Source organism: Nocardiopsis sp. YSL2 (assembly GCF_030555055.1).
GTDB lineage: Bacteria > Actinomycetota > Actinomycetes > Streptosporangiales > Streptosporangiaceae > Nocardiopsis.
The window spans coordinates 4,682,703-4,708,678 of the sequence record NZ_JAMOAO010000001.1 but is presented as its reverse complement, the minus strand read 5'-3'; the positions used below and the strand labels follow the sequence as shown (position 1 = coordinate 4,708,678).

The 25,976-nt window shown below is 72.2% G+C and carries 21 protein-coding genes; 3 read left to right on the top strand and 18 right to left on the bottom strand.

Annotation, left to right across the window (positions count from 1 at the left end; translation table 11 throughout):
• Positions 1–24: 24 nt before the first annotated feature.
• The 14 genes from M1P99_RS20670 to M1P99_RS20605 all read right to left on the bottom strand — a co-directional run bounded on the left by M1P99_RS20670 (position 25) and on the right by M1P99_RS20605 (position 17,569).
• Complete coding sequence (locus M1P99_RS20670) at positions 25–906, bottom strand: DivIVA domain-containing protein (RefSeq protein ID WP_179821444.1); 882 nt, start codon at positions 904–906, stop codon at positions 25–27.
• Positions 907–1,038: 132 nt separating this feature from the next.
• Complete coding sequence (locus M1P99_RS20665; RefSeq protein ID WP_304454237.1) at positions 1,039–1,326, bottom strand: YggT family protein; 288 nt, start codon at positions 1,324–1,326, stop codon at positions 1,039–1,041.
• Positions 1,327–1,365: 39 nt separating this feature from the next.
• A complete protein-coding gene (locus tag M1P99_RS20660) occupies positions 1,366–1,896 on the bottom strand; it encodes a cell division protein SepF (RefSeq protein WP_304454236.1) in 531 nt (176 codons plus the stop codon).
• A gap of 135 nt (positions 1,897–2,031) precedes the next feature.
• On the bottom strand, positions 2,032–2,760 hold the full coding sequence (locus M1P99_RS20655) for a YggS family pyridoxal phosphate-dependent enzyme (RefSeq protein WP_304454235.1): 729 nt from the start codon (positions 2,758–2,760) through the stop codon (positions 2,032–2,034).
• A gap of 191 nt (positions 2,761–2,951) precedes the next feature.
• Entirely contained in the window at positions 2,952–3,671 is a 720-nt protein-coding gene (gene pgeF / locus M1P99_RS20650; RefSeq protein ID WP_304454234.1) for a peptidoglycan editing factor PgeF, read from the bottom strand.
• 498 nt (positions 3,672–4,169) lie between these two features.
• Positions 4,170–5,702: a cell division protein FtsZ gene (gene ftsZ / locus M1P99_RS20645; RefSeq protein ID WP_304454233.1), complete on the bottom strand. Its 1,533-nt coding sequence runs from the start codon at positions 5,700–5,702 to the stop codon at positions 4,170–4,172.
• Positions 5,703–6,202: 500 nt separating this feature from the next.
• Positions 6,203–6,940: a cell division protein FtsQ/DivIB gene (locus tag M1P99_RS20640; RefSeq protein ID WP_304454232.1), complete on the bottom strand. Its 738-nt coding sequence runs from the start codon at positions 6,938–6,940 to the stop codon at positions 6,203–6,205.
• A 373-nt stretch (positions 6,941–7,313) separates the two neighbouring features.
• Positions 7,314–8,747 (bottom strand): UDP-N-acetylmuramate--L-alanine ligase, encoded by a 1,434-nt coding sequence (murC, locus tag M1P99_RS20635; protein ID WP_304454231.1) that lies wholly within the window; start codon positions 8,745–8,747, stop codon positions 7,314–7,316.
• Positions 8,744–9,907: an undecaprenyldiphospho-muramoylpentapeptide beta-N-acetylglucosaminyltransferase gene (gene murG / locus M1P99_RS20630; protein ID WP_304454230.1), complete on the bottom strand. Its 1,164-nt coding sequence runs from the start codon at positions 9,905–9,907 to the stop codon at positions 8,744–8,746. The genes murC and murG overlap by 4 nt, the downstream gene beginning before the upstream one ends.
• Complete coding sequence (gene ftsW / locus M1P99_RS20625) at positions 9,904–11,325, bottom strand: putative lipid II flippase FtsW (RefSeq protein ID WP_304454229.1); 1,422 nt, start codon at positions 11,323–11,325, stop codon at positions 9,904–9,906. The genes murG and ftsW overlap by 4 nt, the downstream gene beginning before the upstream one ends.
• A 165-nt stretch (positions 11,326–11,490) precedes the next feature.
• Positions 11,491–12,993: a UDP-N-acetylmuramoyl-L-alanine--D-glutamate ligase gene (gene murD, locus M1P99_RS20620; protein ID WP_304454228.1), complete on the bottom strand. Its 1,503-nt coding sequence runs from the start codon at positions 12,991–12,993 to the stop codon at positions 11,491–11,493.
• 4 nt (positions 12,994–12,997) lie between these two features.
• On the bottom strand, positions 12,998–14,071 hold the full coding sequence (gene mraY, locus M1P99_RS20615) for a phospho-N-acetylmuramoyl-pentapeptide-transferase (RefSeq protein ID WP_304454227.1): 1,074 nt from the start codon (positions 14,069–14,071) through the stop codon (positions 12,998–13,000).
• Positions 14,068–15,513, bottom strand: a complete 1,446-nt coding sequence (gene murF / locus M1P99_RS20610; protein WP_304454226.1) for a UDP-N-acetylmuramoyl-tripeptide--D-alanyl-D-alanine ligase — start codon at positions 15,511–15,513, stop codon at positions 14,068–14,070. The genes mraY and murF overlap by 4 nt, the downstream gene beginning before the upstream one ends.
• Before the next feature lie 388 nt (positions 15,514–15,901).
• Positions 15,902–17,569, bottom strand: coding sequence for a UDP-N-acetylmuramoyl-L-alanyl-D-glutamate--2,6-diaminopimelate ligase (locus tag M1P99_RS20605; RefSeq protein WP_304454225.1), 1,668 nt, complete (start codon positions 17,567–17,569; stop codon positions 15,902–15,904).
• Positions 17,570–17,713: 144 nt separating this feature from the next.
• On the opposite strand from M1P99_RS20605, the gene mmuM reads away from it, so the two are divergent.
• On the top strand, positions 17,714–18,697 hold the full coding sequence (mmuM, locus tag M1P99_RS20600) for a homocysteine S-methyltransferase (protein WP_304454224.1): 984 nt from the start codon (positions 17,714–17,716) through the stop codon (positions 18,695–18,697).
• Between the two features lie 64 nt (positions 18,698–18,761).
• On the opposite strand, the gene M1P99_RS20595 is transcribed toward mmuM, so the two are convergent.
• The 4 genes from M1P99_RS20595 to mraZ all read right to left on the bottom strand — a co-directional run bounded on the left by M1P99_RS20595 (position 18,762) and on the right by mraZ (position 22,962).
• Positions 18,762–20,738: a penicillin-binding protein 2 gene (locus tag M1P99_RS20595; RefSeq protein WP_304454223.1), complete on the bottom strand. Its 1,977-nt coding sequence runs from the start codon at positions 20,736–20,738 to the stop codon at positions 18,762–18,764.
• Complete coding sequence (locus M1P99_RS20590) at positions 20,735–21,181, bottom strand: hypothetical protein (protein ID WP_304454222.1); 447 nt, start codon at positions 21,179–21,181, stop codon at positions 20,735–20,737. The genes M1P99_RS20595 and M1P99_RS20590 overlap by 4 nt, the downstream gene beginning before the upstream one ends.
• A 9-nt stretch (positions 21,182–21,190) precedes the next feature.
• Positions 21,191–22,252, bottom strand: a complete 1,062-nt coding sequence (gene rsmH / locus M1P99_RS20585; protein ID WP_304454221.1) for a 16S rRNA (cytosine(1402)-N(4))-methyltransferase RsmH — start codon at positions 22,250–22,252, stop codon at positions 21,191–21,193.
• Positions 22,253–22,530: 278 nt separating this feature from the next.
• Entirely contained in the window at positions 22,531–22,962 is a 432-nt protein-coding gene (mraZ, locus tag M1P99_RS20580; protein WP_304454220.1) for a division/cell wall cluster transcriptional repressor MraZ, read from the bottom strand.
• 533 nt (positions 22,963–23,495) lie between these two features.
• On the opposite strand from mraZ, the gene M1P99_RS20575 reads away from it, so the two are divergent.
• Both M1P99_RS20575 and M1P99_RS20570 read left to right on the top strand, forming a co-directional pair.
• A complete protein-coding gene (locus tag M1P99_RS20575) occupies positions 23,496–24,488 on the top strand; it encodes a MoxR family ATPase (RefSeq protein WP_304454219.1) in 993 nt (330 codons plus the stop codon).
• A gap of 265 nt (positions 24,489–24,753) precedes the next feature.
• Complete coding sequence (locus M1P99_RS20570) at positions 24,754–25,971, top strand: DUF58 domain-containing protein (protein ID WP_304454218.1); 1,218 nt, start codon at positions 24,754–24,756, stop codon at positions 25,969–25,971.
• Positions 25,972–25,976 lie beyond the last annotated feature (5 nt).

Here is a 25,976-nt window from a genome sequence, read left to right as displayed (position 1 = left end):
TTCGGAGCCGCATGCCGCTGCTGATCAGCGACGCTCGTGGGGTGCCTCACCCGGGTGGAAACCACCGTGCTGCGCGGGCTCGGGCTGGCCGAACGGGTTGCCGCCGGGGCCGTGCTGCTGCAGCGCGGGCGTGCCACCGGTCGGGGGCGCCATCGTCTGGAAGCCGCCCGTGGTGTTCGGGTTGGCCTCAGCGGGCTTGCCCTCCTCGTTGAGCTCACGCAGCTGGCGCTCGAAGTAGTCCTTCAGGCGGCTGCGGTACTCGCGCTCGAAGTCCTTGAGCACGTTGACCTTGTGCTCCAGCTCCTCGCGCTGCTGCACGAGGCTGCCCATGACCTGGCGGTGGCGCTCCTGGGCGTCGCGGTCCAGGTTCTCCGAACGCGCGCGTGCCTCACCGATGATCTGGTCGGCCTGGCGACGGGCCTTGCCGAGGATGTCCTCGGACTCGTGGCGGGCGCGGCCCAGGGTCTCGTCGGCCTCGCGGCGGGCGTCGGAGATCGCCTGGTCGGCGGTCTGCTGGGCCAGGGCCAGGACACGGGCGGCCGTGTCCATGTTCTCCTCGCCGCCCATCGCCATGTTGGCGCCGGTCATCTGCATCTGCTGCTGCGGCGCCGGCTGGGGCTCGACCGCCTGGGGAGCCTGGACCGGCTCGGGGCGCATCTGCTCCATCTGCGGCTCCGGAGCGGCCTGCTCCTGGGGCTGTTGGAAGTCCTGCATCCCGGCGTTGGGGACCTTGCCCCGCAGGCACTCGGCCAGCTTGCCGCGCAGTTCCTCGTTCTCCTGGATCAGGCGGTCGAGCTCTGACTCGACCTCGTCGAGGAAGGCGTCGACCTCTTCCTCGTCATACCCCGGTCGAAGCCGGGTTGTACTGAACTGCTTGTTCCGCACATCGGCGGGTGTCAGCGGCATGTTCGTCTCCTTGGCGCGCTTGGAGTCTGTCCGTAGGGACGCTACCTGATCGTGACCTTACGGCAATCCAGATCATGACCAAGACCACATATCGGAACCTGGGGCACAACAGTCGCCTCCGGTCCCATCTGACTAGATGAAGCTCCGGATGAGGGCCATCAGAATGTAGATACCGAAGAAGAGGACCAGCACACTCAGGTCGAGTGCGATGCTCCCCAGGCGTACGGGCTTGATGAACCTGCGCAGGAACTTCAGGGGCGGGTCGGTGATCGAGTACACGATCTCGGCGAGCACGAGAACGAACCCCCGAGGACGCCAGTCCCTGGAGAAGGACTGGACCATCTCCAGAACCACCCTCGCGATCAGCACGAACAGGAAGAGCTGTAGCGCGAAGAGCAGCCCGGACAGGACGTAAATCACGGTCGTTCCTCGACCCAATCTCTGGACGGATGTGACGGTCTAGCTCTGGTTGAAGAACCCTCGCTCGGCGATCCGCGCCTTGTCTTCGGCGGTCACCTCGACGTTGGCCGGGGACAGCAGGAACACCTTGTTGGTCACGCGTTCGATACTGCCATGCAGACCGAAGATCAGACCAGCCGCGAAGTCGACGAGACGCTTGGCGTCGCTGTCGACCATCTCGGTCAGGTTCATGATCACCGGCGTGCCTTCCCGGAAATGCTCTCCGATAGTACGCGCCTCGTTGTAGGTGCGTGGGTGGAGCGTCGTGATTCGAGCCAGGTCCGCGGTCGAGGCCGTCATGGTCGTACCACCGCGTCGGTCACCTGAACCCAGGTAGTCGCCGGCGTCCGTCACGTCGTCGCCCCGTACTTCCTCGCCACGCGGAGGCTCGGCGTCGCGGTCACGCTGCTGCGCCTCCACACCCTCGTCGAAATCATCGAACTCATCATATTCGTCCGCATAACGGTGATCGTAACGGTCGTCCTCCACGAGGCCGAGGTAGACCGCCATCTTGCGCATCGCGCCGGCCATCTCATGTCCTCCGTCGTCCCCGCGGCCCTCACACCGCAGCCGACTGTTCAACATCACCCATCCGACCCGTGTGAGCGGGATCGACGCCCTTTCGGGCGAACTCCACAGACGGGCTCCAAGGTCTATGTGGGGACATTACCCCACGATCGGCCCTCGGTCGCCGAGCAACGCCGTGCCGAGCCGCACGTGTGTCGCCCCCCTCTCGACCGCCGATTCGAGGTCCGCGCTCATCCCCGCGGACACCATCGTGGCCCGAGCGTAGCGATCGCGGATGCGCTCCGCGACTCCTTTGAGCCGGGCGAACGCCTGCGAGGGGTCCCCGCCCAGAGGGGCCACGGCCATCACACCGCCGAGCGTGAGCGCGTCGTGCTCGTCCACCCGCGCGGCCAGTTCCAGCGCGTCGGCGGGGTCGACTCCGCCGCGAGGACCGATGACGCCCGCCCGCGAGTCCTCGTCGAGGTTGACCTGGATCAGGCAGGTCAGCCGCCGTTCGGCCGCCTCGGCCCGCTCCCCCAGGGCCCGGGCCAGCTTGGCACGGTCCACCGAGTGCACGACGTCGGCGTAGGAGGCCACCGAGCGCGCCTTGTTGGTCTGCAACTGGCCCACGAAGTGCCAGGTCAGATCGAGGTCCGCGGTTTCGGCGGCCTTGGGCGCCGCTTCCTGGTCGCGGTTCTCGCCCACGTCGGTGACACCGAGGGAGGCCAGGATCCGGACATCACTGGCGGGATGGGTCTTGGTGACCGCAATCAGGGACACCTCGGAGGGGTCCCGGTCGGCCTTGAGGCAGGCGGCCTCGATTCTGGCCCGTGCCGCGTGGAGGTTCGCCCGGACCTGTTCGACGCGTGCGGGGTCGGCGTGTGACACGGTGTCCCTTCTCATGCTCCGGGGCGGAGCACTCCCTGATGGATGAGATGACTGGTGTGAATGATGTGAACGGCGCAGCCCACGGGACCGTTCTACCCGAGATGAGGCCCGCCCCGTCCCCGACCGTCCTGGCAAGACCCGAAGGGTGGCCGGGAGTGGCCCCGCGATGGCCGGGTCCGGCCGGGTGATCGTCAGGCGCGCCAGACGAAGGACGCGAACCGGCCCGTCGGCGCGTCCCGCCGGTGGGAGAAGAGTTCGGGGCTCTCCAGAGTGCAGCGGCCGTCGCTGGAGATCTCGGCGACACCCGCGCGGCGCAGCTGCGCGGTCACGGCGGCGAGCATGTCCACACCGGTGGTGCCCTGTCGGGTCCGGCACGCCGCCTCGGGCGCGTGCCGGGCGGTCTCCGCCTGCAACTCGGGCGGGACCTCGTAGCACCGGCCGCAGATGGTCGGCCCCAGGTGGACCCGGACGCGGTCCGGGCGGGCACCCTGCTCCACCATCGCCTCGACCAGGCGGACGGCCACTCCCCCGGCGGTGCCCAGGCGCCCCGAATGGGCCGCGCCCAGGACCCCGGCCTCCCCGTCGGCGGCGATGACGGGCAGGCAGTCGGCGGCCAGCGACGCCAGGACCAGGTCGGGGCGGGTCGTCACCACTCCGTCGCAGGTCCCCACGCCGCCGGGCTCGGTGGCCACGACGACGTCGGTGCCGTGCACCTGGTTCATCCACACCACTCGGTCGAGCCCGAAGCCCAGATCGGCGGCGGCACGCCTCCGGTTCTCCATGACGGGCGCCCGCTCATCCCCCGACCCCAGGCCCAGGTTCAGCGACGCGAACGGCGGCGCGGACACGCCGCCGCTCCGCTCGGTGACGGCGGCACGGACACCGTGCCCCAGATCGATGATGCTGCCCATCCGTGTGACCGACACCTTCCCACCCGTCTCCCACCATCGCCCCTGGGCGCTGCGCGAAGGGGCAGGGGCTACCACCCTCAACCGAAAGCCTACGGCTCCAGCACCCCCACCCGTCTCCCACCATCGCCCCTGGGCGCTGCGCGAAGGGGCAGGGGCTACCACCCTCAACCGAAAGCCTACGGCTCCAGCACCCCCACCCGTCTCCCACCATCGCCCCTGGGCGCTGCGCGAAGGGGCAGGGGCTACCACCCTCAACCGAAAGCCTACGGCTCCAGCACCCCCACCCGTCTCCCACCATCGCCCCCGGGCGCTCCGCGCAAGGGCAGGGGCCACCACCGGGACGGCGAGCAGTCCCGGCGCCATGCGCCGGGGTCAGGGCCGGGGTCGTCGACACGTCGATGCTACCGACGAGCGCGTACGGCGATCCACCGCTCGGCGCATGCGAACGGGGCCCCGCCCAGAGGGCGGAACCCCGTTCCCCGCTTGATTCGGGAGCGCCTACTTCAGGAACTCCGGCACGTCCAGGTCGTCGGGGTCGTCGAAGATCACCCGGCGCCGGGGCGTGGGCACTTCACCACGACGGTCCGCCGACGCGTCCGAGACGGCGTGGATGTGGTGGGACTGGCCGTCCTGCCGCTCCTCGCGCTGCTCCTGCGACTCGGACCGCGGAACCTCCTGCTGCGCGGGCTCGGGGGCGGGGCCCCCGTGGGTGACGGCCTCGGCCGACTGGGTCTCGGCGGCACCGTGGTCCGGCCCCGTGGAGGCCGGCGCGGTCGGCTCGGCCGGGGCGGGCTCCGGCTCGACCGGCGCCTGGTGCACCGGCGCGGTCTCGGCCGGACGGCTCACCGGCGGCGAGGCCGGGCGCGCGGTCTCCTGCGCCGGTGCGGCGGGCGCAGGGGCGGGTTCGGCCGGTCGGGACGGCGCGATCCACGGCATGCTGCTGGCCGACGCCCCGCTCGCGCCCGCGGCGGTGGACGCCGCCTGCGCGGACGACCCCTCCCGGCCGGACGTGGCGCCCCCGCTGGGGGCGGCGGCCTCAGGAGGGTCCACCGGCCGGTGCTCCCGGGCCACGCCTCCGTTGACCTCGGGTTCGTCGAAGCCCGCGGCGATCACGGTCACACGGACCTCGTCGCCCAGGGCGTCGTCGATGACGGCACCGAAGATGATGTTGGCCTCGGGTGCCGCCGAGTTGGCGACCAGTTGGGCCGCCTCGTTGATCTCGAACAGCCCCAGGTCGGAGCCGCCCTGGATGGACAGCAGCACCCCGTGTGCTCCGTCGATGCTCGCTTCGAGCAGAGGAGACGAGATCGCCATCTCCGCCGCCGCCACCGCACGATCGTCCCCTCGTGCGGAACCGATGCCCATGAGGGCCGACCCCGCACCGGACATGACCGACTTCACGTCGGCGAAGTCCAGGTTGATCAGGCCCGGTGTGGTGATCAGGTCGGTGATGCCCTGCACACCGGAGAGCAGGACCTGGTCGGCGGCCTTGAACGCGTCCAGCACGCTGACCTGGCGGTCAGAGATGGACAGCAGTCGGTCGTTGGGAATCACGATGAGTGTGTCGACCTCCTCGCGGAGCATCGCTATCCCCGACTCGGCCTGCGTGGCCCTGCGCTTGCCCTCGAAGCCGAAGGGCCGCGTGACCACACCGATCGTGAGGGCACCCAGGGATCGCGCGATGTTCGCGACGACCGGGGCGCCGCCGGTGCCGGTGCCGCCCCCCTCGCCCGCGGTGACGAAGACCATATCGGCCCCCTTGAGGACCTCCTCGATCTCCTCCCGGTGGTCCTCGGCCGCCCTGCAGCCGACGTCGGGGTTGGCTCCGGCTCCCAGGCCGCGCGTGAGTTCTCGGCCGACGTCGAGCTTGACGTCGGCGTCACTCATCAGCAGCGCCTGCGCGTCGGTATTGATGGCGATGAACTCGACGCCCTTGAGCCCCTCTTCGATCATTCGGTTGACGGCGTTGACACCGCCGCCGCCGATGCCGACGACTTTGATGACCGCGAGGTAGTTCTGCGGTGCTGCCACGACGAGGGGCCTTTCCGCTCGCATACGCCGTTCCGTCACCGTCGCCGGTGGCGGTGAGCCACCGGAAACGCCTCTGGTTCGGCATCCGGTTCTACAGTGTGCGTTTCGGGTGCACCCGCCGCCGCGTGCGCCGGTGGCGCTGCGGCCCGGGGCCCGGGGCCACCAGGTCCGTTCCCGCGCCGGTTCTGCCTCCCGGCGGGGCCCGTCCACTCGACGGACACCACGGTCTCGCGTACCCCAAAAGCGTGTTCTGTTGCTTTGTTGACGTTGGTTGTGCTTCCCGACAGTAAGCGGACCGCCGACTACGGGCAACCGATGACGAGGTCAGCCTAACGGCGTATAACGCGAGGAAGCGAAGTGCGCACTCGGCGCGTCGCGTCTGGAATGTCCTCGTCGGGTGATCGGTGCCTCAGCGGGGCGGCCGAGCGGCGACCGTGAGGCGGCTGCGCCGCCTGCCGCGGTCGATACTCGAAAGCCTTGTCCCGTACCAGGATTCCCCTTCACCGGACGATGGCCAGATCCGGGGTGCCGACGTCGTAGACGCGGTCCTCGGACGGCGGGTGCTCGCGCATGAGGACACGCAGGATCTCGCTCTTGTCCTGGGTGCGTTCGGGATCACCCCACTCCACGACCGCCCCGTTGCCGAGTTCGACGGAGATCGCGTCGGTGTCGGTGGCGTCGATGAGCTGGATCTGGGCGAGCAGCGAGTCCGGTGCCTGTTCGACGATGTCGGCGGCGGCCCGGACCGCGTCGCTGCCCTCGATCTCACCGGTGACCCGGACCAGCGGGTGGGTGCCGGGCCGCGTCGCGGAGTCCTCGATCCGCACGCCGTCGCCATCCACCAGCCGGTACTCCTCGCCCACCCGGATGGCGAGCAGGGGGCGGCGCTCGACGACCTCCACCCGCAGGGTCGCCGGCCAGCCGCGCTTGACCGTGGCGGACTCGACCAGGTCGAGGGACTCCGCCCGGGCCGCACTGCGGTCCAGGTCCACCCGGATCAGCGGCGTGCCCGTGCGGACGTCGACGGCGTCCACGACCTCCTCGGAGGAGACCCGGTCCAGGCCCGTGACCGCGACGCCGCGGACCACGAGCAGCCGGGAACCGAGCAGGACCCAGGTGACGACGCAGACCAGGGAGACGACGAGCAGCGCCACGAAGGCGACCTTCCACGGATCGGACCTGGTCCGCGCGGCCGTACCCTGCGCGGGTGCGGTGGCCTCGTCCTGGTCAGTGCTCATCCGGTCCTCTCCCCTTCGGCGTCCCCGCGGGCCCCCGACCGGTGCCCGCCACCACCCTCGGCGGACGCCGGTGGCACGGTCCTCTCCGCTGCGGCCTCCTCCCGCGGGAACCCGTGCGGCCCTCCTCCCGCCCCCTGGGGTCCCCGAGGGAGGGGAGGGCCTGCCTCCAGGCCCCGAAGGACCACACACGCCCTAGTGATCCCACGGTTGGGACCCCGACTTCAAGCTTGTGGGGACGCGCGTTCCGCGCGCCCCCTCGGCGCCCTGTCCCCCGGTGGTCCCGTCGGTGGGCCCGCGCCCGGGGCCTGCGCGGGCTGCCCGCGGGCCTTCCGCGAACCCGGACGAGCACCGGTGGAACCCCGTGTCCTCGGTTCTACGAGAGGGCCTCGACGATCTGCGGGCCGAGTTCCGTGACGTCGCCGGCGCCCATGGTGAGCACGATGTCTCCGGGGCGGGTGAGGTCGGCGACCGCACGCACGACCTCCTCACGGCCCGGCACGTAGTACACGTGGTCGTGCGTGACCCGCGAGGTGATGAGCTCACCGGTGACCCCGGGCTCGGGGTCCTCGCGGGCGGCGTAGACCTCCATCACCACGACCTCGTCGGCGAGGCTGAGCGCCGCGGCGAACTCCTCGGCGAAGAAGCGGGTGCGGCTGTACAGGTGCGGCTGGAACAGGGCGACGACGCGACCCTCGGGGCGGCCCTGGTCGGCCGCCTCGTCGGCCAGGGAGGCCAGCGCGGCACGGGTGGCGCGCAGGTCGGCCTCGATCTCCGTGGGGTGGTGCGCGTAGCTGTCGTAGACGGCCACACCGGCGGCCTCGCCCTTGGGCTCGAAGCGGCGGGCCGCACCGACGAAGTCGGCGATGCCCTCCACGGCGACCTGGAGGTCGTGGCCGAGCTCGTCGGCCACCGCCACGGCCGCGGCGGCGTTGAGCACGTTGTGCAGGCCGGGAACGGCCACCACGCCCTCGATCGGGTCCTCCTCGTCCGCGGTCTCCAGCGTGAACTCGGTGGCGAAGCCCCGCGCGCTGATCCGGGTGATCCGGTAGTCGGCGTCGGCCGCCTCGCCGTAGGTGCGCACCCGCTTGCCGCGCTCGCGGGCGAGCTCGGCGACCTCCCGGGCGCCGGGGTCGTCGATCCCGACGATCACCGTGCGCTCGACGCGGTCCACGAAGGACGCGAAGTTGGCGTGGATCTCCTCGATGCCGCTGTAGTTGTCGAGGTGGTCGGCCTCGACGTTGGTGACCACGGCGATCTTCGGGGAGAGCATGAGGAAGGAGCCGTCGCTCTCGTCGGCCTCGGCCACGATGGCCTCGCCGGTTCCGGCGTCGGCGCCCAGGCCGGTGGTGACCAGCTTGCCGCCGATCACGTAGCCGGGGTCGGTTCCCAGGTGCTGGAGCACCACGGCGACCATCGAGGTGGTGGTGGTCTTGCCGTGGGTGCCCGAGACCGCGATGCCCTCGCGCCCCAGCAGGAGCGCGCCCAGGGCGGCGGCCCGGGGAAGGACCCGCAGGCCGCGGCGGTGGGCCTCGGCGAGTTCGGGGTTGTCCTCGCGGATCGCGGAGGAGACCACGAGGGTCTCGGCCGGGCCGAGGTGGTCGGCGCTGTGGCCCACGTGGACCGTCGCACCCATCGCCTCCAGCTCGCGCAGGGTGTCGCTGTCGCGCGCGTCGCTGCCCGAGACCTCCACCCCGGACTGCAGCAGGACCCGGGCGATGCCGGACATGCCCGCGCCGCCGAGCCCGATGAAGTGGGTCCGGCCGAGCTTGTCGACGGGGACCGGGTCGGTCGCCTGGACCAGGCTCATCGTGCGTCCTTCCCGTCGTCGTAGTACGCGTCGTCGTCGGCGTCGTCGTCCTGGATCGGAATCTCCGGCGTGGGGTTGTCGCCCCTGGCGATCGCCAGGACCTCGCGCGCCAGCGCCTCGTCGGCGTCCCGGCGACCCATCCGCGCGGCCGCCTCGGACATGGTCACGACGCGGTCGGTGTCGGTGAGCAGCGGGATGAGCTCGCCCTTGATCCACTCCACGGAGATGTCGGAGTTGTGCACCATGAGCCCGCCGCCGGCGCTGACGATCGGTTCGGCGTTCTTGGCCTGTTCGCCGTTGCCGATGGCCAGCGGCACGAACGCCCCCGGCAGGCCGACGGCGGTCAGCTCGGCGCAGGTCATCGCCCCGGAGCGGCACATCGCCACGTCCGCGGCCGCGTAGGCCATGTCCATCCGGTCCACGTAGGGCACCGCGACGTAGGGGATGCCGTCCTCCGTCAGGTCCTGGGGTTCGTCCGCGTTCTTCGGGCCCACGACGTGCAGGACCTGCACGCCCTGGTCGCGGAAGAAGGCCCGGGAGGCGAAGGCGGTCTCGTTGAGGCGCTGGGCGCCCTGGGAACCGCCGAAGATCAGCAGGGTGGGCAGGTCGTGGCGCAGCCCGAAGAACGCACGGGCCTTGTCGCCCATGGCGAGCCGGTCCAGCGTGGAGATCTGCCGGCGCAGGGGGATGCCGATGAACCGGCCGTTGCGGATCTGCGCGTGGGGGTGCCCGGTGTACACGTGCGGGGTGAGGCGGGCGCCGAGCCGGTTGGCCAGACCGGGCAGCGGGTTGGCCTCGTGCACGACCGTGGGAATGCGGCGCCGGCGCGCGGCCAGGTAGCCGGGGGTGGCGACGTAGCCGCCGAAGCCGACGAGGATGTCGGCCTGGAGCCGGTCGAGTTGGTCACCCGCCGCGCTGAGCGCGCCCGCGAGCTTGCCGGGCACCGTGAGCAGTTTGGGGGTGAGTTTGCGCGGAAGGGGGACCGCGGGGATCAGGCCCAGTTCGTAACCGCGCATGGGCACCAGCCTGGTCTCCAGGCCCCGTTCGGTACCCAGGCACAGGATCTCCGTGCTCGGTTCGAGCCGCCGCAGTGCGTCCGCAAGGGAGAGTGCGGGCTCGATATGCCCGGCCGTGCCGCCTCCGGCGAGGGCTACCCTCATCGTCGCCTATTCCTCCTTGGTCGGTCACCTGCCGGGACCGGTCCGTTCCTGTGCTTGGCCGTGGTCGTCCCACCGCGGGGGCCCGGCGTGCGCGGGCCGCGCGCCGTGGTGGGGCGCCTGGAAGTGGTGTTCGCGGCCCGTTCCGTGAGGGGGGACGCGATCTTGTCCAGGCCAAGCCAGCTTAGAGCCCTTTGTGCCCGGCCGGGACCCCGGGCCGCCAGGGCTTTCTGCGCCTGGGGCTCCGTCCGGGCCAGGGAGAGCAGCACGCCGAGCCCGATCATGGTCGGGATGAGCGAGGATCCGCCGTAGGACACCAGGGGCAGCGGGATACCGGTCACGGGCAGCAGACCGATGACGGCGGCGATGTTGATCATGGCCTGCCCGATGATCCAGGTCACGATGGCGGCGGCGGCCAGGCGGGCGAACGGGTCCTTGACCCTGGTCGCCACGCGCAGCCCCGCGTAGCCCAGGACGCCGAACAGGCCGAGCACGAGCAGGGTGCCGATGAGGCCGAACTCCTCACCGATGATGGCGAAGATGAAGTCGGACTCGGCGAAGGGCAGGAAGCCCCACTTCTCTCGGCTGGCGCCGATCCCCACCCCCAGGATGCCGCCCGTGCCCAGCGCGTAGAGCCCGTGCAGGGACTGGAAGCTCGCTCCGGTGGGGTCGGCGCTCGGGTCGAGGAAGTGGGTCACGCGCCGGAGCCGGTACGGCTCGATCGCGATGACGATGGCGGCCAGGGTCAGGACGAGCCCGATCATGGCGACGAAGAGCCGGCCGGGCGCGCCCACGACCCAGAGCAGTCCGAGGAAGGTGAGCAGCAGGACCAGGGTGGTGGACAGGTCCGAGCCGATCAGCACGAGCAGCGCCAGCACCCCGCAGCCGGGCAGCAGCGGGATGAGCAGGTGCCGCCACTCGGTGAGTTCGCGCAGCTCGTCCTTGCGCGCCAGGATGTTGGCGCCCCACAGGGCGAAGGCCAGCTTGGCCGGCTCGGAGGGCTGCATCCTCGCTCCCCCGATGTCCAGCCAGCGCACGGCGCCGTTGATCTCGGTCCCCTGGAACGCGGTGATGAGCAGCAGGGCGACGGACACGATCATCGCGGGGTAGCCGACCACGCGAAAGGCCCACGGGGGCAGCTGCGAGGCGACCAGCATGAGCGGCAGGCCGATGGCGGCCGAGACCGCCTGCTTCTGGAACATCGAGAAGGCCGAGCCGGTCTCGGTGATCGAGTTGACCATGGTCGAGGACAGCACCATGACCAGGCCCAGGGCGATGAGCATGACGCCGCTGCCCAGGACGAGGTAGTAGGAGGTGAGGGGGCGGTCCAGGGACCGCACCCACTCACGCCACACGGGCCTGTCGCGGCCACCGGCCACCGCACGCCCCGGGGTCACCCTGGGGACCGTCGTCGTCGCCATCCACACCCTCCGCACGATTAGCGCCTCAATACTGGCGTACCGGCGGGTCGGGAACCGTGGACATTTCCCGCGTGTTGGCCATCTTTGGCGTGTCGGAACGTGGTGGTGGGCACACGACTCACCGCCCGTGCGCGTTTCTGTCACGCACGGGCGGCGGTCGGCTACTCAGAGCAGCCGGTGGACGGCGTCGGCGAAGAAGCGGCCCCGCTCGGGGTAGTTGGTGAACATGTCCATGGAGGCGGCGGCCGGCGCCAGCAGCACGGTGTCGCCCTCCTCGGCCAGGGCCGCGGCCTCGGCGACCACCGTGTCCATGACCGTGGGGCGCCCGGGCGCGTCCTCGGCGGGCCCCTCCACCTCGACCACGGGGACCTCGGGCGCGTGCCGGTCCAGCGCCTCCCGGATCCTGGCCCGGTCGCGGCCGATGAGGACGGCGCCGCGCAGCCGGGACGCGGCCTCGGCGACGAGCTCGTCGACCTCGGCCCCCTTGAGCAGGCCGCCGGCCACCCACACCACGGAGGTGTAGGAGTTCAGGGAGGCGGCCGCCGCGTGGGGGTTGGTCGCCTTGGAGTCGTCCACGTAGTCGACTCCTCCGACCGTGGCCACGTGGGAGATGCGGTGCGGTTCGGGCTCGAACGCGGCCAGCCCGGCCCGGACCGCGGCGGGCGCGACGCCCACCGACCGGGCGAGGGCGGCCGCGGCGAGCGCGTTGGCCACGTTGTGCGGTGCCGCCGGGCGGACGTCCGCGAGCGTGGCGAGCTCCTCGGCGCTGCCGACCGGGTCGGCGACGAAGGCGCGGTCCACCAGCAGGTCCTCGACCACGCCCAGTTCTCCCGGCCGGGGCGTGTCCAGCCGGAAGCCGACGAGCGGCGTGTGCGGGTCGCCGTCCTCCTCGGCCAGGCGGACCGACCAGGCGTCGGCGGTGTTGACGACGCGGACGGTGCCGCGCGCGAAGACCCGGCCCTTGGCCCGGGCGTAGGGGTCCAGGCCGCCGTGCCAGTCCAGATGGTCGGCCGCGACGTTGAGGACGACGGCGGCGTACGGTCGCACGCTGCTGGACCAGTGCAGCTGGAAGCTGGAGAGCTCCACGGCGAGGACGTCGTGGTAGCGGCCGTCCGTGTCGGGCAGGACCGCGTCGATGATCGGGGTCCCGACGTTGCCGACCGCGAGCGCGTCGCGGCCGTCGGCGCGCAGGACGGACTCCAGCATGCGCACGGTGGTGGTCTTGCCGTTGGTGCCGGTGATGGCGAGCCACACCTGGTCGGCGGGCTTGAGCCGCCAGGCGAGTTCGACGTCGCCGATGACCTCGACCCCGGCCTCGGCCGCCCGGAGCAGCAGTGGGGAGTCGGGGCGCCAGCCCGGCGAGGTGACCACGAGGTCGCAGTCATCGGGCAGCGGGGTCGCGCCGAGGACGACCTCGGCCCCCTCGGAGGTGAGGTCGGCGGCGATCGGCCGGGTGGTGTCGTCGTCGCGGCCGTCGACCACGACGACCCGGGCCTGCCTGGCCAGGAGGGCGCGGGCGACCGGGGGCCCGGACACGCCCAGGCCGGCGACGCAGACCACGCGGCCCTTCAGCTGGGCGGCGAAGTCGGGCCCGGAGCCCGGGGAGGTCCGCACCGACGGCGTCCGCGGGGGGTGGTGGGCGGCGGGTGGGCTGTGTTCGTGCTGCATGGCGCTACCTCGGCATCCATTCCAGGTAGAACAGGCCGATGGCGGTGGCCACGAACAGTCCCTGGATGATCCAGAAGCGGATCACGATGGTGGTCTCGGCCCAGCCCCTGAGCTCGAAGTGGTGCTGGAGCGGCGCCATCCGGAACACGCGTTTGCCGGTGAGGCGGAACGAGGTGATCTGGATCATCACCGACATGGTGATGATGACGAAGAGGCCGCCGATGAGCAGGAGCAGCAGCTGGGTGCGGGTGGTGATGGCCAGGCCGACGATGAGGCCGCCCAGGGCCAGCGAGCCGGTGTCGCCCATGAAGATCTTGGCGGGCGGGGCGTTGAACCACAGGAAGCCGATGCACGCGCCGAGCGCGGCGGCGGCCACCACGGCCAGGTCCAGGGGGTCGCGGACCGTGTAGCAGTTGTTGGCCAGGTAGGACACGCAGGACTGGCGCAGCTGCCAGTTGCCGATGATCACGTAGGCGACCAGCGACAGGATGGTGGCGCCGGTGGCCAGGCCGTCGAGCCCGTCGGTCAGGTTCACCGCGTTGGAGAAGCCGACGATGAGGAACAGGGCCCAGGCGATGAACAGGACCACCATCAGGGGCGGCCCGAAGTCGCGGAGGAAGGACAGGCTGGGCGCGGCGGGGGTGTAGCCGTACCCGTTGGGGAACATGGTGACGCCGTAGGCGAATCCGACGCCGACGATGGCTTGGCCGACCATCTTGGCGCCACTGCGCAGGCCCAGGCTGCGACGCTTGTAGATCTTGATGAAGTCGTCCAGGAAGCCGACGCAGCCCATGCCGACGAACAGGAACATCACCAGCAGGCCGGAGGCGGTCGGGCCCGTGGAGGACGGCTGGACGATCCACAGCACCAGGTGCGAGCCGAAGTAGCCGATCACCGCGCCGAGGATGATGACGATGCCGCCCATGGTGGGCGTGCCCTGCTTGGTCTTGTGGCCCTCGGGGCCGTCGTCGCGGACCTCCTGGCCGAACTTGAACCGGTAGAGGAGCTTGATCAGCGGCGGCATCAGCGCCATGGACAGGATCAGCGACAGCGCCGCCGCGATGGAGATGCCGATCACTGGACATCACCCTTGGTGATGTGGTCGATAACCCTTTCGAGCGCTGCCACCCGAGATCCCTTCACAATGACGACGTCTCCTGTGCGTATCCGTTCGCGCAGTGCCGAGGCCGCCGACTCCGCGTCGGCGACTCTGACGGTCTCCCCGTCCCACTGCCCCGCCCGGGCGGCGCGTTCGGCTCCGACGGCGATGCCCTCGGCCTCGGCGCCCACCACGATCAGGTGGGACACGCCCGTGCGGGCCGCCAGTTCGCCGACCTTCTCGTGTTCGGCGCGGCCGTCCCCGCCGAGCTCGGCCATGTGGGCCAGGACGGCGATGGAGCGGCGCTCGCGGGCCAGCGCTCCCAGCGTGCTGAGCGCCGCCCCCATGGACTCGGGGTTGGCGTTGTAGGCGTCGTTGACGAACGTGGCGCCTTCGTGCTCGGTGACCTCCATGCGCCACCGGCTGACCGGTGTGGCGGCCCCGAGCGCCTCGGCGACGGCGTCGGCGTCCATGCCGAGTTCATCGGCGACGGCGGCCGCCGCCAACGCGTTGTGCACCTGGTGGGCGCCGACGAGCGCCAACCGCACCTGGGCCGTGCGACCGCCCAGGTGAAGTGTGAAGGCGGGCGCGCCGTCATCGCCCAGGACGACGTCGGTGGCGCGCACCTGCGCGTCGTCGGCCAGCCCGTAGGTGACCACGCGCGCGTCGGTGCGCGCGGCCATGGCGCTCACCCGCGGGTCGTCGGCGTTGAGGACGGCCACGCCGCCGCTGCCGCGGCCCTCGCCGGGCGGAAGGGACTCGACGAGCTCGCCCTTGGCCCTGGCGATGGCGTCGCGGTCGCCGAACTCGCCCATGTGGGCGCTGCCCACGTTGAGGACCACACCGATCCGGGGAGGGGCGATCCGACACAGGTGGGCGATGTGCCCGATGCCGCGGGCGGCCACCTCGAGAACGAGCTGGCGGGTGCCGGTGTCGGCCCGCAGCACGGTCAGGGGGTGGCCGATCTCGTTGTTGAACGAGCCCGACGGGGCGACGGTGGGCCCGATCCGCCCCACGACCTGGGCGATCAGGTCCTTGGTGGTGGTCTTGCCGGAGGAGCCGGTCACCCCGATGACCTCGGTGGCCTCCGCTCCGCGCCGGGGGTCGCTGAGTTCCTGGGCCACGTGCCGGGCGAGCCGGGCCAGGGCCGCCACGACCGCGTCGTCCCCGCCGTCCACCAGTAGGTGGGGCACGTCCACGGGTCGCGAGGCCAGCACGGCGGTGGCCCCGGCCTCGACGGCCCGGTGGGCGAAGTCGTGTCCGTCGGCGCGTTCACCGCTCAAGGCGACGAAGAGCGCCCCCGGAGCGGACTGCCGGGAGTCGATGACGACGGGGCCGTCGACGACGGTGTCGGGGCGCGCTGATCCGCCGATGGCGGCTTGGGTGATCTCAGCGATCCGATCGAGCGTGAGCGCGATCAAATCCACTCCTCATGTCAGGCCGGTCCCACGGCGCCGCTGGGGCTGTAGGCCACCCGGCCGGAGTCAGGTCAGGGGATGGCACCGCGGGTGCCGTGCGCGCTGTGCCGTACGGGCGTCACCACGGGGCCGGCCGGAGCCGCGCCCGCGGGCGCCACCGTAGGCGGCACGTGTCAGGCTGCGATTGCCGGACCTACCTTAGAACATGTTGGGGTCCCTGGCGTCCTCACGGGGCCGGTGTGGAGCAATATGCGCCAGTTCGTGACCGTCCATACGCTGGTACGCCACGACCCACGAGCCGGTCGGCGGGTACGCGCACCGGGGCGCGGGGCTCGGCAGGCGCGTCCCCGCGCCCCGGTGCGTGCGGCCGCCCCGCCGGGGCGGCGCGTCGTCAACCCAGGTCGGGCGCGCGGTGGATGTCCTGCAGGGCGACGCCCAGGCGCTCACGGGCACTCACGCTCAGGTGGCCCTCGATGGCCTCGCGCAGCACCTCCCGGTCGTCGAAGGGCAGGACCTCGCCCTTGACGTACTGGCCGGTCTCGTGGCCCTTGCCCGCCACCACGATCACGTCCCCGGGGCCGGCCCGGTCCACGGCCAGGCCGATCGCCTCGGCCCGGTCGAGTTCGACGGTGACCCGGGCCCGCTGGTCCTCCGGCACCTTGGCGACGCCCTCGAGCATGGCGGAGGCGATCGCGATGGGGTCCTCGGTGCGCGGGTTGTCGTTGGTGACGATCAACTGGTCGGACAGGCGTGCGGCGGCCTCGCCCATGAGCGGCCGTTTGGCGCGGTCACGGTCTCCGCCGCAGCCCACGACCATGGTGAGGCGGCCCTCGGTGGTGGCACGCAGCGCGGTGAGCACGGCCTCGATGGCCCCGGGCTTGTGGGAGTAGTCCACGAGCGCGGTGAAGTCCTGCACGGCGCTGGGCACCGAGCCGACCACGACCTGCTCCATGCGTCCGGGCACTCCGGGCGCGGCGGCCACCCCCGCGATGGCGGTCTCCAGGGGCAGGCCGGCCTCGACCAGCCCGACGATGGCGGCCATCGCGTTGGAGACGTTGAAGGGGCCGGGCAGGGCGACGGAGGCACCGGCCTCCATTCCGCCGGGCCCGACGATGCGGAAGGTACTGCCCGCGGCGCCCAGGTCGACGTCCACGGCCCGCCAGTCGGCCGCCATCCCGTTCTCCGGCCCGGCGTCGGACTGGCCCTCCACGGCGAACGTGGTGACGGGCACCGCGCCGTCCCCGCGCACCATGTCCACCAGCGCCCGCCCGAAGCGGTCGTCGGTGTTGATCACGGCGATGTCGCAGTACTCCGCGGAGAACAGGCGCGCCTTGGTCTCGAAGTAGTCGCGCAGGTCCGAGTGGAAGTCCAGGTGGTCCTGGGACAGGTTGGTGAAGATCGCGACGTCGTAGCGCGTCCCCCCGACCCGGCCCAGCGCGAGGGCGTGGCTGGAGACCTCCATGGCCGCGGCGGTGATGCCGCGCTCCCGCATGACGGCGAAGAGGCCGTGCAGGTCGGTGGCCTCGGGGGTGGTGAGGGAGGAGGCGACGCGCTCGTCGCCCACGCGCATCTCGACGGTGCCGACCAGGCCGGTGGTCATACCGGCCGCGCGCAGCCCCGACTCCACCAGGTAGGTGATGGTGGTCTTGCCGCTGGTACCGGTCGTGCCGACCAGGAGCAGGTCGTGGGCGGGGTCGTCGAAGACCCAGGACGCGGCCGTGCCGAGCGCGGCGCGGGCGTCGGGGACCACCAGGACGGGCAGGCCGGTGGCCGCGGCCCGGTCCGCCCCGGCCGCGTCGGTGAGAACGGCGGCGGCTCCCGCCTCGGCCACCTGCGCGGCGAAGTCCGCGCCGTGCGCGCGGGTTCCGGGGAGGGCGGCGTAGAGGTCGCCGGGGCGCACCTTGCGGGAGTCGTGGGTGATGCCGCGGACGTGCACCTCCTCGCCGGGCACCTCGGCGGTCTCGCGCGCGCCCGGTTCGGGGCGCAGCAGGGTGGCGTCCGGCCCGAGCAGCGTCGCGAGGGCGGACAGTGGACGGAGTTGAGTGTGTTCTGGTCGCATTACCGGTGGCACGAGTGGAGGTTAACGGCTGTGGAGGACCGCTCGGTAATTTCCACGCTGCGTTGGGGGAGGAATCTCCGAACTGGCATTTCACCCAGGTTACGCCCACCGGCCGCCAGAGGCCCGTCGACTAGTCTCGACCGCATGGAGCCCACGTCCCCGACCCCACCCGGAATTCCGGCCGCGGACCCGCCCCGAGCACGGGCCGACGCGGCAGGCTCACACGGGGCGCGGGAGAACACGCCGCTGATCCTGGACGGCGGCCTGGCCACGCGTCTGGAGGCCTACGGCCGCGAGCTGGGCGGCGGGCTGTGGTCGGCGCGGCTGCTGGCCGAGGAACCCGAGGTGATCCGCCGGGTGCACCGCGACTACTTCGAGGCGGGCGCCGACGTGGCGATCGCCGCCGGGTACCAGGCGAGCGTTCCGGCGTTCACCTCCCGGGGGTACGGGCGGGCCGAGGCGGAGCGGCTCGTGGTGCGCTCGGTGGAGTTGGCGCTGGCCGAGCGGGACGCGTTCGGTTCCGGCCTGGTCGCCGCGGGGGTGGGGCCCTACGGCGCGGCCCTGGCCGACGGCTCGGAGTACACCGGCGACTACGACCTCGACGAGGACGGCCTGTACCGATGGCACAGGGACCGCTGGCGGCTGCTCGTCGGCGCGGGAGCCGACCTGGTCGCCTGCGAGACCATCCCCTCCCTGCCCGAGGCACGGGCGCTGGCCCGGCTGGTCCGGGAGACCCCGGGCGTGCGGGCGTGGGTGAGCTTCTCGTGCCGCGACGGCGAACACATCAGCGACGGTACGCCGATGCGCGAGGCCGTGGCCGCGATGGCTCCGCTGTACGCCGACGGCGGGCTGGTGGCGGTCGGCGTCAACTGCACCGCGCCCCGTTTCGTGCCGTCCCTGGTGCGGACGGTCGCCGCGGCGGGGGTCCCGGCGGTCGCCTACCCCAACTCCGGCGAGGTGTGGGACGCGGCGGCGCAGCGCTGGACCGGTACGAGCGAGCCGGAGGAGTTCGGGACCGCGGCCCGGGTCTGGCAGGAGGCCGGGGCGTCCCTGGTCGGCGGGTGCTGCCGGACCGGCCCCGAGCACATCCGGTCGGTGCGCGCGCACCTGTCCCCCGCCGCCCCGTGAACGGCGGAGGCGGACGGCGCGGTCCGCGCCGTCCGCCTCCGCGGCCGTAGGAAGGCCGGACCCGTCACTCCTCCAGGCGGATCGCCGGCGGCTCGGTCTCCGTCGGCGGCACCTTGAGCGACTGCAGGGCGAAGGACATGATGTCGTTGAACACCGGCCCCGCGGCCTCGCCGCCGTAGTAGGTGTCCTGGGGGTTGTGCAGGACCACCTGAACGACGACCTCGGGTGCGTCGGCCGGGGCGAACCCGGCGAAGGTCGCGGTGTAGCCGCCGTCCTCGTAGGCACCCGTCTCGGGATTGATGCGGTTGGCGGTACCGGTCTTGCCCGCCACGCGGTAGCCGTCGATGCGGGCCTGGGGCGCGGTGCCCTCGTCGCTGGTGACCGCCTCCAGCATGAGGGCGAGCTGGTCCGCGGTCTCCCGGCTGACGATCCGCCGCTGCTCGGGGTCGTCGGAGGGCGTGAACTCCCCGTCTGCGTCGACCGTCCCGGCCACGATGGTCGGGTCGGCCCGTACGCCGCCGTTGGCGATCGTGGCGTACACCGACGCCATCTGCGTGGCGTTGACCGACAGGCTGTGGCCGATCGACACCGAGGGCAGCTGGGTGCCCCACCAGTCGTCGGGGTCGGTGAGGATGCCGGCCTCCTCGCCCGGCAGGTGCAGACCGGTGGGCTGGCCGAGGCCGAAGTCCTCCATGTAGGAGTGCAGGACACCGGCTCCGACCTGGTCGGCGATCTTGATCGTGCCCACGTTGCTGGAGTGGGCCATGATGCCGTTGACGGTCAGGCGCTGGGTCTCGTGGTAGCTGGAGTCCTTGAACGTCTGGTCGTAGTACTGCTGGGCGTAGGGCACGGTGTAGACCGTGTCGGGGCTGGTCAGCCCCTCCTCCAGGGCCGATCCGATGGTGATGACCTTGTTGGTGCTGCCCGGCTCGAAGGTCTCGTGCACGGCACCGTTGGCCCACTCCTCGGCTCCGCTGGCCTGGATGTCGTTCTGGTCGTAGGTGGGGTAGTCGGCCATGCCGATGACCTCGCCGGTGGGCAGCATCGCGATGGCGCTGCCCCCCTCCGCGTCGAGCTCCTCGACCCGCTCGGCGAGCACCTGGGCCATGTGGAACTGCAGGTCGCGGTCCAGGGTCAGGCGCACGTCCTGGCCCGGCACCGGATCGCGGACCAGGCCGCCCGCCATGGGGATCTGGGTACCGTCGGCTCCCACCTCGACCTGCCGCTTGCCCGCCTCGCCGGCCAGGGTGCCGTCGAGGTAGCCCTCCAGGCCCTCCAGGCCGTGGCCCTCGGTACCGACGAAGCCCACCAGGTCCGCGGCCCCGGTCTCCTCGGGGTAGACGCGGTTGTAGTCCACTTGCGCGCCGACCCCGGACAGGCCGAGGTCGCGCAGCTCGCCCCACGCCTCGGGCGTGACCTCCCTGGCCACCACCTGGTAGCGGCTGGGCCTGGCGTCGACCTTGGCCTCGACCTCGTCCTCCTCCAGGTCGAAGCGGGTGACGAGTTCGTCCACGAGCTGGGCGCGCTCGTCCTCCTCGACCTCCTCGGGGTCGACGAAGACCGTGCGCACCTCCACCGACAGGGCGAAGGGATGGCCCTCGGCGTCGGTGATCTGTCCGCGGAGCGTGGGGATGTCGATGGTCTGCAGGCGCAGGTTGGAGGCGGCCTCGGCGTAGGTCTCGGCGTCCAGCCCCTGGATCTGGACCAGGCGTCCGGCGAAGAGCAGGATGACGACCGCGATCAGCCCCGCGCCGAGCCTGAGGCGCTTGCGCGGGTCGCCCCGCCGGAAGGTACGCCGCAGCAGAGGCGGTGGCGGCGGCGGTGGAGCGGGGCGGCGTCGCGGTGCCCCGGCGTCCCCGCCCCGGCGTACCCGGCGCGCGCCGGAGCCGCCCTGGGCGGCACGCGCCGACGCGGACGCGCGCGTGCCGCCGTCCGGACGGCGCGGTTCGCGCTGGGGACGCTTACTGGGCCTGGACCCGGAGCGCCCGGAGGCCCCGGGTCTGCGGGGGTCGCGGGGGCGTCGGTCCCGGGGCGTGCTCAATCACCGCTCCCAACGCTCCCGGACACCCGGCCCTCGTCGAGGTCGAGGAAGAGCGGGCCCTCGCCGGGCTCCATACCCATCTCCTCGGCCTCCGAGGCGATCCGCTCGGAGGTCTCCAGGTGGGCGACGCTCTCCCGCAGCTCCTGCTCCTCATAGGACAGCTCACGGTTCTCCGCCTGCAGGCTGGTGATGGCGAAGGCCTCCTCGGCCACGACGCTGCGCAGGACGAGCAGGCCCACGAGCGCGCCCCCGAGCAGGCACAGCACGAGCAGGACGAAGGGGATGCGCGGTGCCCGCCCGCCCCCTCCGCTCTGGCGCGCCGACCCGGTGGTGGCCGCCGGGCGCGCCGGCGCGCGCTTGGGCGCGGCCTTCGGTGCCGGGCGCGTCCTGGTGCCGGCGGTGCCGCGCGAGGAGGCACGGCGTGTGTCCGTCCTGGTGCTCATGTGGTCTCCCTACTGCCGCGACGGCCTGCGCACGCGTTCGACCGCCCGTAGGCGGGCCGACTGCGCACGCGGGTTGCGTTCGTTCTCTTCGTCCGTGGGGAGCTCGGCCCCCCGGGTGAGGAGCCGGAGCTCGGGCTGCCGGTCGGGGAGCGGGACGGGCAGGTCCGCGGGGGTGGTGTCCTTGGCCAGCGCGGCGAACGCGCGCTTGGTGATGCGGTCCTCCAGCGAGTGGTAGGACAGCACGGCGATGCGTCCGCCGACGGCCAGACGGGACAGGGCCGCGGGCAGGGTGCGTTCGAGGATGGACAGTTCCGCGTTGACCTCGATGCGCAGCCCCTGGAAGGTGCGCTTGGCGGGGTGGCCGCCGGTGCGGCGGGTGGCCGCGGGGATGGCGTCCCGGACGAGCTCGGCGAGTTCGCGGGTGGAGGTGATGGGTGCCTGGGCGCGGCGGCGCTCGATCGCCCGGGCCACGCGGGAGGCGAAGCGCTCCTCGCCGTAGGCGCGCAGGACACGGGTGAGCTCGGCGAACGAGTAGGTGTTGACGACCTGTTCCGCGGTGAGCTCCTGGGTGCGGTCCATCCGCATGTCCAGGGGGGCGTCGTGGGCGTAGGCGAAGCCGCGGTCGGTCTCGTCCAGCTGGGGCGAGGAGACCCCGAGGTCGAGCAGGACCGCGTCGGCCTCGGAGAAACCCGCCTCGTCCAGGGCCCGCGGGATCTCTGAGTAGACCGCGTGCACGAAGTGGGTGCGGTCGGCGTAGGGCGCGAGCCGGGCGGCGCTGCGCTCCAGGGCGGTGGTGTCGCGGTCGACGCCGACGAGCCGCGCCTCGGGGCAGGCCTTGAGCAGGGCCTCGGAGTGCCCGCCCAGTCCCAGGGTTCCGTCCACCAGGACGGCGCCGGGCGTGCTGAGCGCGGGCGCGAGCAGCTCCACGATGCGGTCGAGCATGACGGGCACGTGGAGGGGGTCGAGTCCCTCGCGCGCGGCCCGGATGCGGTCCTCGATGTCACCGGAGCCGTGCTCACGGTGTGGATCGTCACCCCTGTCGGGGTGCGCCCGCCGCCCGTCGTCCCCCATGCTCCGCCGATCCTCCACGCTGTCCCCGTCTCCCCCTGAGTCGCCGCGGTAGCGCCGTTCGTGCGCTCCGCGGTGTCCTTCGCGTGGCCCGGCCGGGTTCCGGCAAGGCCGTCCGGACACGGCCGCTATTGTCCACCTTCCGGCGGGCTCGCGTTCACCACCTGGCACCGGGGAAGTCGCGCCAGCTCGTGTGTGCCGTCTCCGGAGGCCGTTGCCGGACTCCGACTTGCAAGGGTGTGGACTTCGTGCTGGTGGCCCCGACGATGGCGTCACCGGGTTCACAGCACCCCGGGCAGCACCTCCTCCGACAGTCGCGCGAAAGCCTGCTCCTGCTCGGCCTCGTAGTCCGACCACGCCTCGTCCGCCCAGATCTCCAGGCGGGTGTTGGCACCGATCACGACACAGTCGCGATCGAGCCCCGCGTAGGCGCGCAGCTTCGGCGGGATGGTGATCCGGCCCTGTTTGTCACAGGACTCGTCGGACGCGCTGGCGAAGAGGATCCTGCTGTAGTCGCGAACCGCCTTGGCGGTGACCGGGGCCGAGCTGAGCGCGTCGGTGACGCGCTGGAACTCCGCCGTCGGGAAGACGTAGAGACAGTGCTCCTGGCCTTTCGTGATCACCAACCCCCCCGACAGTTCGTCGCGGTACTTCGCCGGAAGGAACAACCGTCCCTTCTGATCGAGGCGAGGCGTATGCGTGCCGAGGAACACAGTGGCACCCCCTCACCCCGAAGTGGAGAATTCACCAGCTCCACGATGCTCCACCTTACTCCACTCGGCCCCACCGTCAACAGCTTCAATCCCGATTCGCGCCCCAAAGAATCGATAAATGCGCAGGTCAGCGAGGTGGAGCGGAGTGGAGGGTGCCGGCGCGCCCCTCGGTGGGGCGCCGGCACCCCACCGCGAGCCCCGTGACGTGGTGAGATGCCACCGTCCCGCGCGGGCGCACGCGCGCGGCGCGGCCGCTTCCGGGCGGGGCGGAGCGCCGACCCCACGGTCTCCGGGGTCGCCCCGGGCGGGACGGCACCGCATGAGCGGGAGGGGCGGCTCGGACCCTTCGGCCCGCCACCGCCCCTCCGGGGCCGCCGGACCACCGGTGGGGAAAGGAACCGGGACCGGACCTACGGCACCGGACGAAGCGTCACAATTTCAGCGAGTGCGAAGTATCGCTACACGTCGCTGACCGAGCCGGTAGCCTCGGTTCGACCATCGACGCGCGAAGACCAGACGGAGCGGAGGTTCTCGTGTCACTCAACACACGCCACGGCGGCCACGGGGGCGGTGTCCACGGCGGCGTCAGTGGGGTCGTCGCCGTCGCCGACCGGATCAGGACCGCCATCGAGACCGTCATCGAGGGCAAGCCCGAGGTTTTGAGGATCGCCCTGACGGTGCTCCTCGCCGAAGGCCACCTGCTCATCGAGGACGTCCCCGGCGTGGGCAAGACCATGCTCGCCAAGGCCCTGGGCCGCGCCGTGGACTGCTCTGTCCAGCGCGTCCAGTTCACCCCCGACCTGCTGCCCAGCGACATCACCGGGGTCAGCGTCTTCCACCGGGACCGCCACGAGTTCGAGTTCAACCCGGGTCCGGTGTTCGCCAACATCGTCCTGGGCGACGAGATCAACCGCGCCTCCCCCAAGACCCAGGCGGCCCTGCTGGAGTGCATGGAGGAGCGCCAGGTCAGCGTCGACGGCCAGACCCGCGCGCTGGAGCGGCCGTTCATGGTGGTCGCCACCCAGAACCCCGCCGACATGGAGGGGACCTACGCCCTGCCCGAGGCCCAGCGCGACCGGTTCATGGCGCGCGTCTCGGTCGGCTACCCCTCCCCGCAGTCCGAGCTGGACATGATCGACTCCCACAGCTCGCGCTCCCCACTGGACTCCCTGGCCGCGGTCACCAGCGCCGAGCAGGTCCGCGACCTCGCCGACCAGGTGTGCTCGGTGCACGTCGCCCCCGGTATGCGCCGCTACGTCGTCGACCTGGTCAACTCCACCCGGACCAGCCCGGAGCTGCGCCTGGGCGCCTCGCCCCGGGCGACTCTGCACCTGGTGCGCGCCGCCCGCGCCTACGCCGCCCTGGACGGGCGCCACTACGTCGTCCCCGACGACGTGCAGGCGCTGGCCGTCCCCGTGCTCGCGCACCGGCTCCTGCCCGCGCCCGAGGCCCAGATGGAGCGGCTCACCGCCGAGCAGATCGTCGCCAAGCTGGTGGCGCGCCTGCCGGTCCCCGGCCCGAACTGACCGACCGCGCCCCGCGGCGCCCACGACGCCCGAGAGAGGGCACATGCGCCCACCCGTCTCCCACCACCACCCTCAACGGACGCCCACGGCGCAGCCCCCCTCGCCCGTCTCCCACCACCACCCTCAACGGACGCCCACGGCGCAGCCCCCCTCACCCGTCTCCCACCCCGCTCCCCCTCCCGACTCCCACCGCTCCAACGCGACGCCCGCGCCGCCCGCGCCGCGTCCGCGCCTGCGCCGCCGACTCACGGGGCGCGGTGTCTGCATGCTGCTCCTGGGCCTGGTCGCGCTGGTGGCCGGCGCCGTCCTGGGACAGCGCGAGCTCGTGGGCGTGGGCGTCCTACTCCTGGCCGTCCCCCCGCTGTCCGCGCTCACGGTCATGGGCGCCACGACCCGGATCACGCACAGCCGGTCGGTCGTCCCGCTCCGGGTCACCGCCGGGTACGACGCCCGGGTCCTGGTACGGGTGGGCAACTCCTCGCGGACGTGGCCGGTCTCCTCGCTGTTCGTCGAGGACACCCTGCCGGCACCGCTGGGCACCGAACCCCGCTACACCATCGGCCACCTCGGCCCCCAGACGGTCCGCGACGTCACCTACCTCGTGCGCCCGGCGGTCCGCGGCAGCTACCCCGTGGGGCCGCTCCGGGTCGGTGTCGCCGACCCGCTCGGGTGCGTACGCCTCACCCGCGACGTCGGCGCGCCCTCGCCCCTGCTCGTGACCCCGCCGGTCGTGCCGCTGGACGCGCTGGGCCGGGCCGACGGATCACGGGGCGACCAGGCCCCGCACCGATCGGTGAGCGGCGCGGGCGAACAGGACCCGGTGCCGCGCGAATACCATCACGGCGACGAAATGCGCCGCGTGCACTGGCGCTCCACCGCCAAGCAGGGCGAGCTGATGGTCCGCCGGGACGAGCAGCACTGGCGGGAGAACAGCTCCATCCTGTTGGACACCCGGCGGAGCGCCCACCGGGGTGTGGGACACCACGGCTCCCTGGAGACCGCGGTGAGCACGGCGGCGTCGGTGGCCGTGCACCTGATCGACGGCGGGCACGAACTGCGCTTCCTGACCGAACAGGGCAGGATGCACACGGCCGACAGCACCGGTGTCCTGGACGGCCTGGCGGTCGCCCGGGCCTCGGACACCCCCGGCCTGCTGGGCGGAATCGACCAGCTCCGCGGGTCGCGCGGCACCTCCTCCAGCCTGCTCGTGGCGGTCCTGGGCGCGGTCTCGGCCGAGGAGGCCGCCGCGCTGTCGGCCGTGAGGGGCGCCCCCACACGGGTCGCCGTGCTGTGCGCGCACGGCGCCTGGTCGGCTCCCGAGGAGCTCCGCGGCACGCACGACGTCCTCGTCTCCGGCGGTTGGCGCGTCCTCGTCCTCTCCTCCACGTCCGAACTGTCCGCGCTGTGGCGCCGGGCGACCGCCGCCGAGGGCGCCGCGTTCACCGCGAACACTCCGAACCCGCCCCGGGAGGGCCGGCGTTGAGAACA

Bases quoted from the DNA above. Each gene is read 5' to 3' on its own strand.
- M1P99_RS20670 (WP_179821444.1), bottom strand. From the start codon at position 906: ATGCCGCTGACACCCGCCGATGTGCGGAACAAGCAGTTCAGTACAACC.
- M1P99_RS20660 (WP_304454236.1), bottom strand. From the start codon at position 1,896: ATGGCCGGCGCGATGCGCAAGATGGCGGTCTACCTCGGCCTCGTGGAG.
- pgeF (WP_304454234.1), bottom strand. From the start codon at position 3,671: ATGGGCAGCATCATCGATCTGGGGCACGGTGTCCGTGCCGCCGTCACC.
- M1P99_RS20640 (WP_304454232.1), bottom strand. From the start codon at position 6,940: ATGAGCACTGACCAGGACGAGGCCACCGCACCCGCGCAGGGTACGGCC.
- murC (WP_304454231.1), bottom strand. From the start codon at position 8,747: ATGAGCCTGGTCCAGGCGACCGACCCGGTCCCCGTCGACAAGCTCGGC.
- murG (WP_304454230.1), bottom strand. From the start codon at position 9,907: ATGAGGGTAGCCCTCGCCGGAGGCGGCACGGCCGGGCATATCGAGCCC.
- ftsW (WP_304454229.1), bottom strand. From the start codon at position 11,325: ATGGCGACGACGACGGTCCCCAGGGTGACCCCGGGGCGTGCGGTGGCC.
- murD (WP_304454228.1), bottom strand. From the start codon at position 12,993: ATGCAGCACGAACACAGCCCACCCGCCGCCCACCACCCCCCGCGGACG.
- M1P99_RS20605 (WP_304454225.1), bottom strand. From the start codon at position 17,569: ATGCGACCAGAACACACTCAACTCCGTCCACTGTCCGCCCTCGCGACG.
- mmuM (WP_304454224.1), top strand. From the start codon at position 17,714: ATGGAGCCCACGTCCCCGACCCCACCCGGAATTCCGGCCGCGGACCCG.
- M1P99_RS20590 (WP_304454222.1), bottom strand. From the start codon at position 21,181: ATGAGCACCAGGACGGACACACGCCGTGCCTCCTCGCGCGGCACCGCC.
- rsmH (WP_304454221.1), bottom strand. From the start codon at position 22,252: ATGGGGGACGACGGGCGGCGGGCGCACCCCGACAGGGGTGACGATCCA.
- M1P99_RS20570 (WP_304454218.1), top strand. From the start codon at position 24,754: ATGCTGCTCCTGGGCCTGGTCGCGCTGGTGGCCGGCGCCGTCCTGGGA.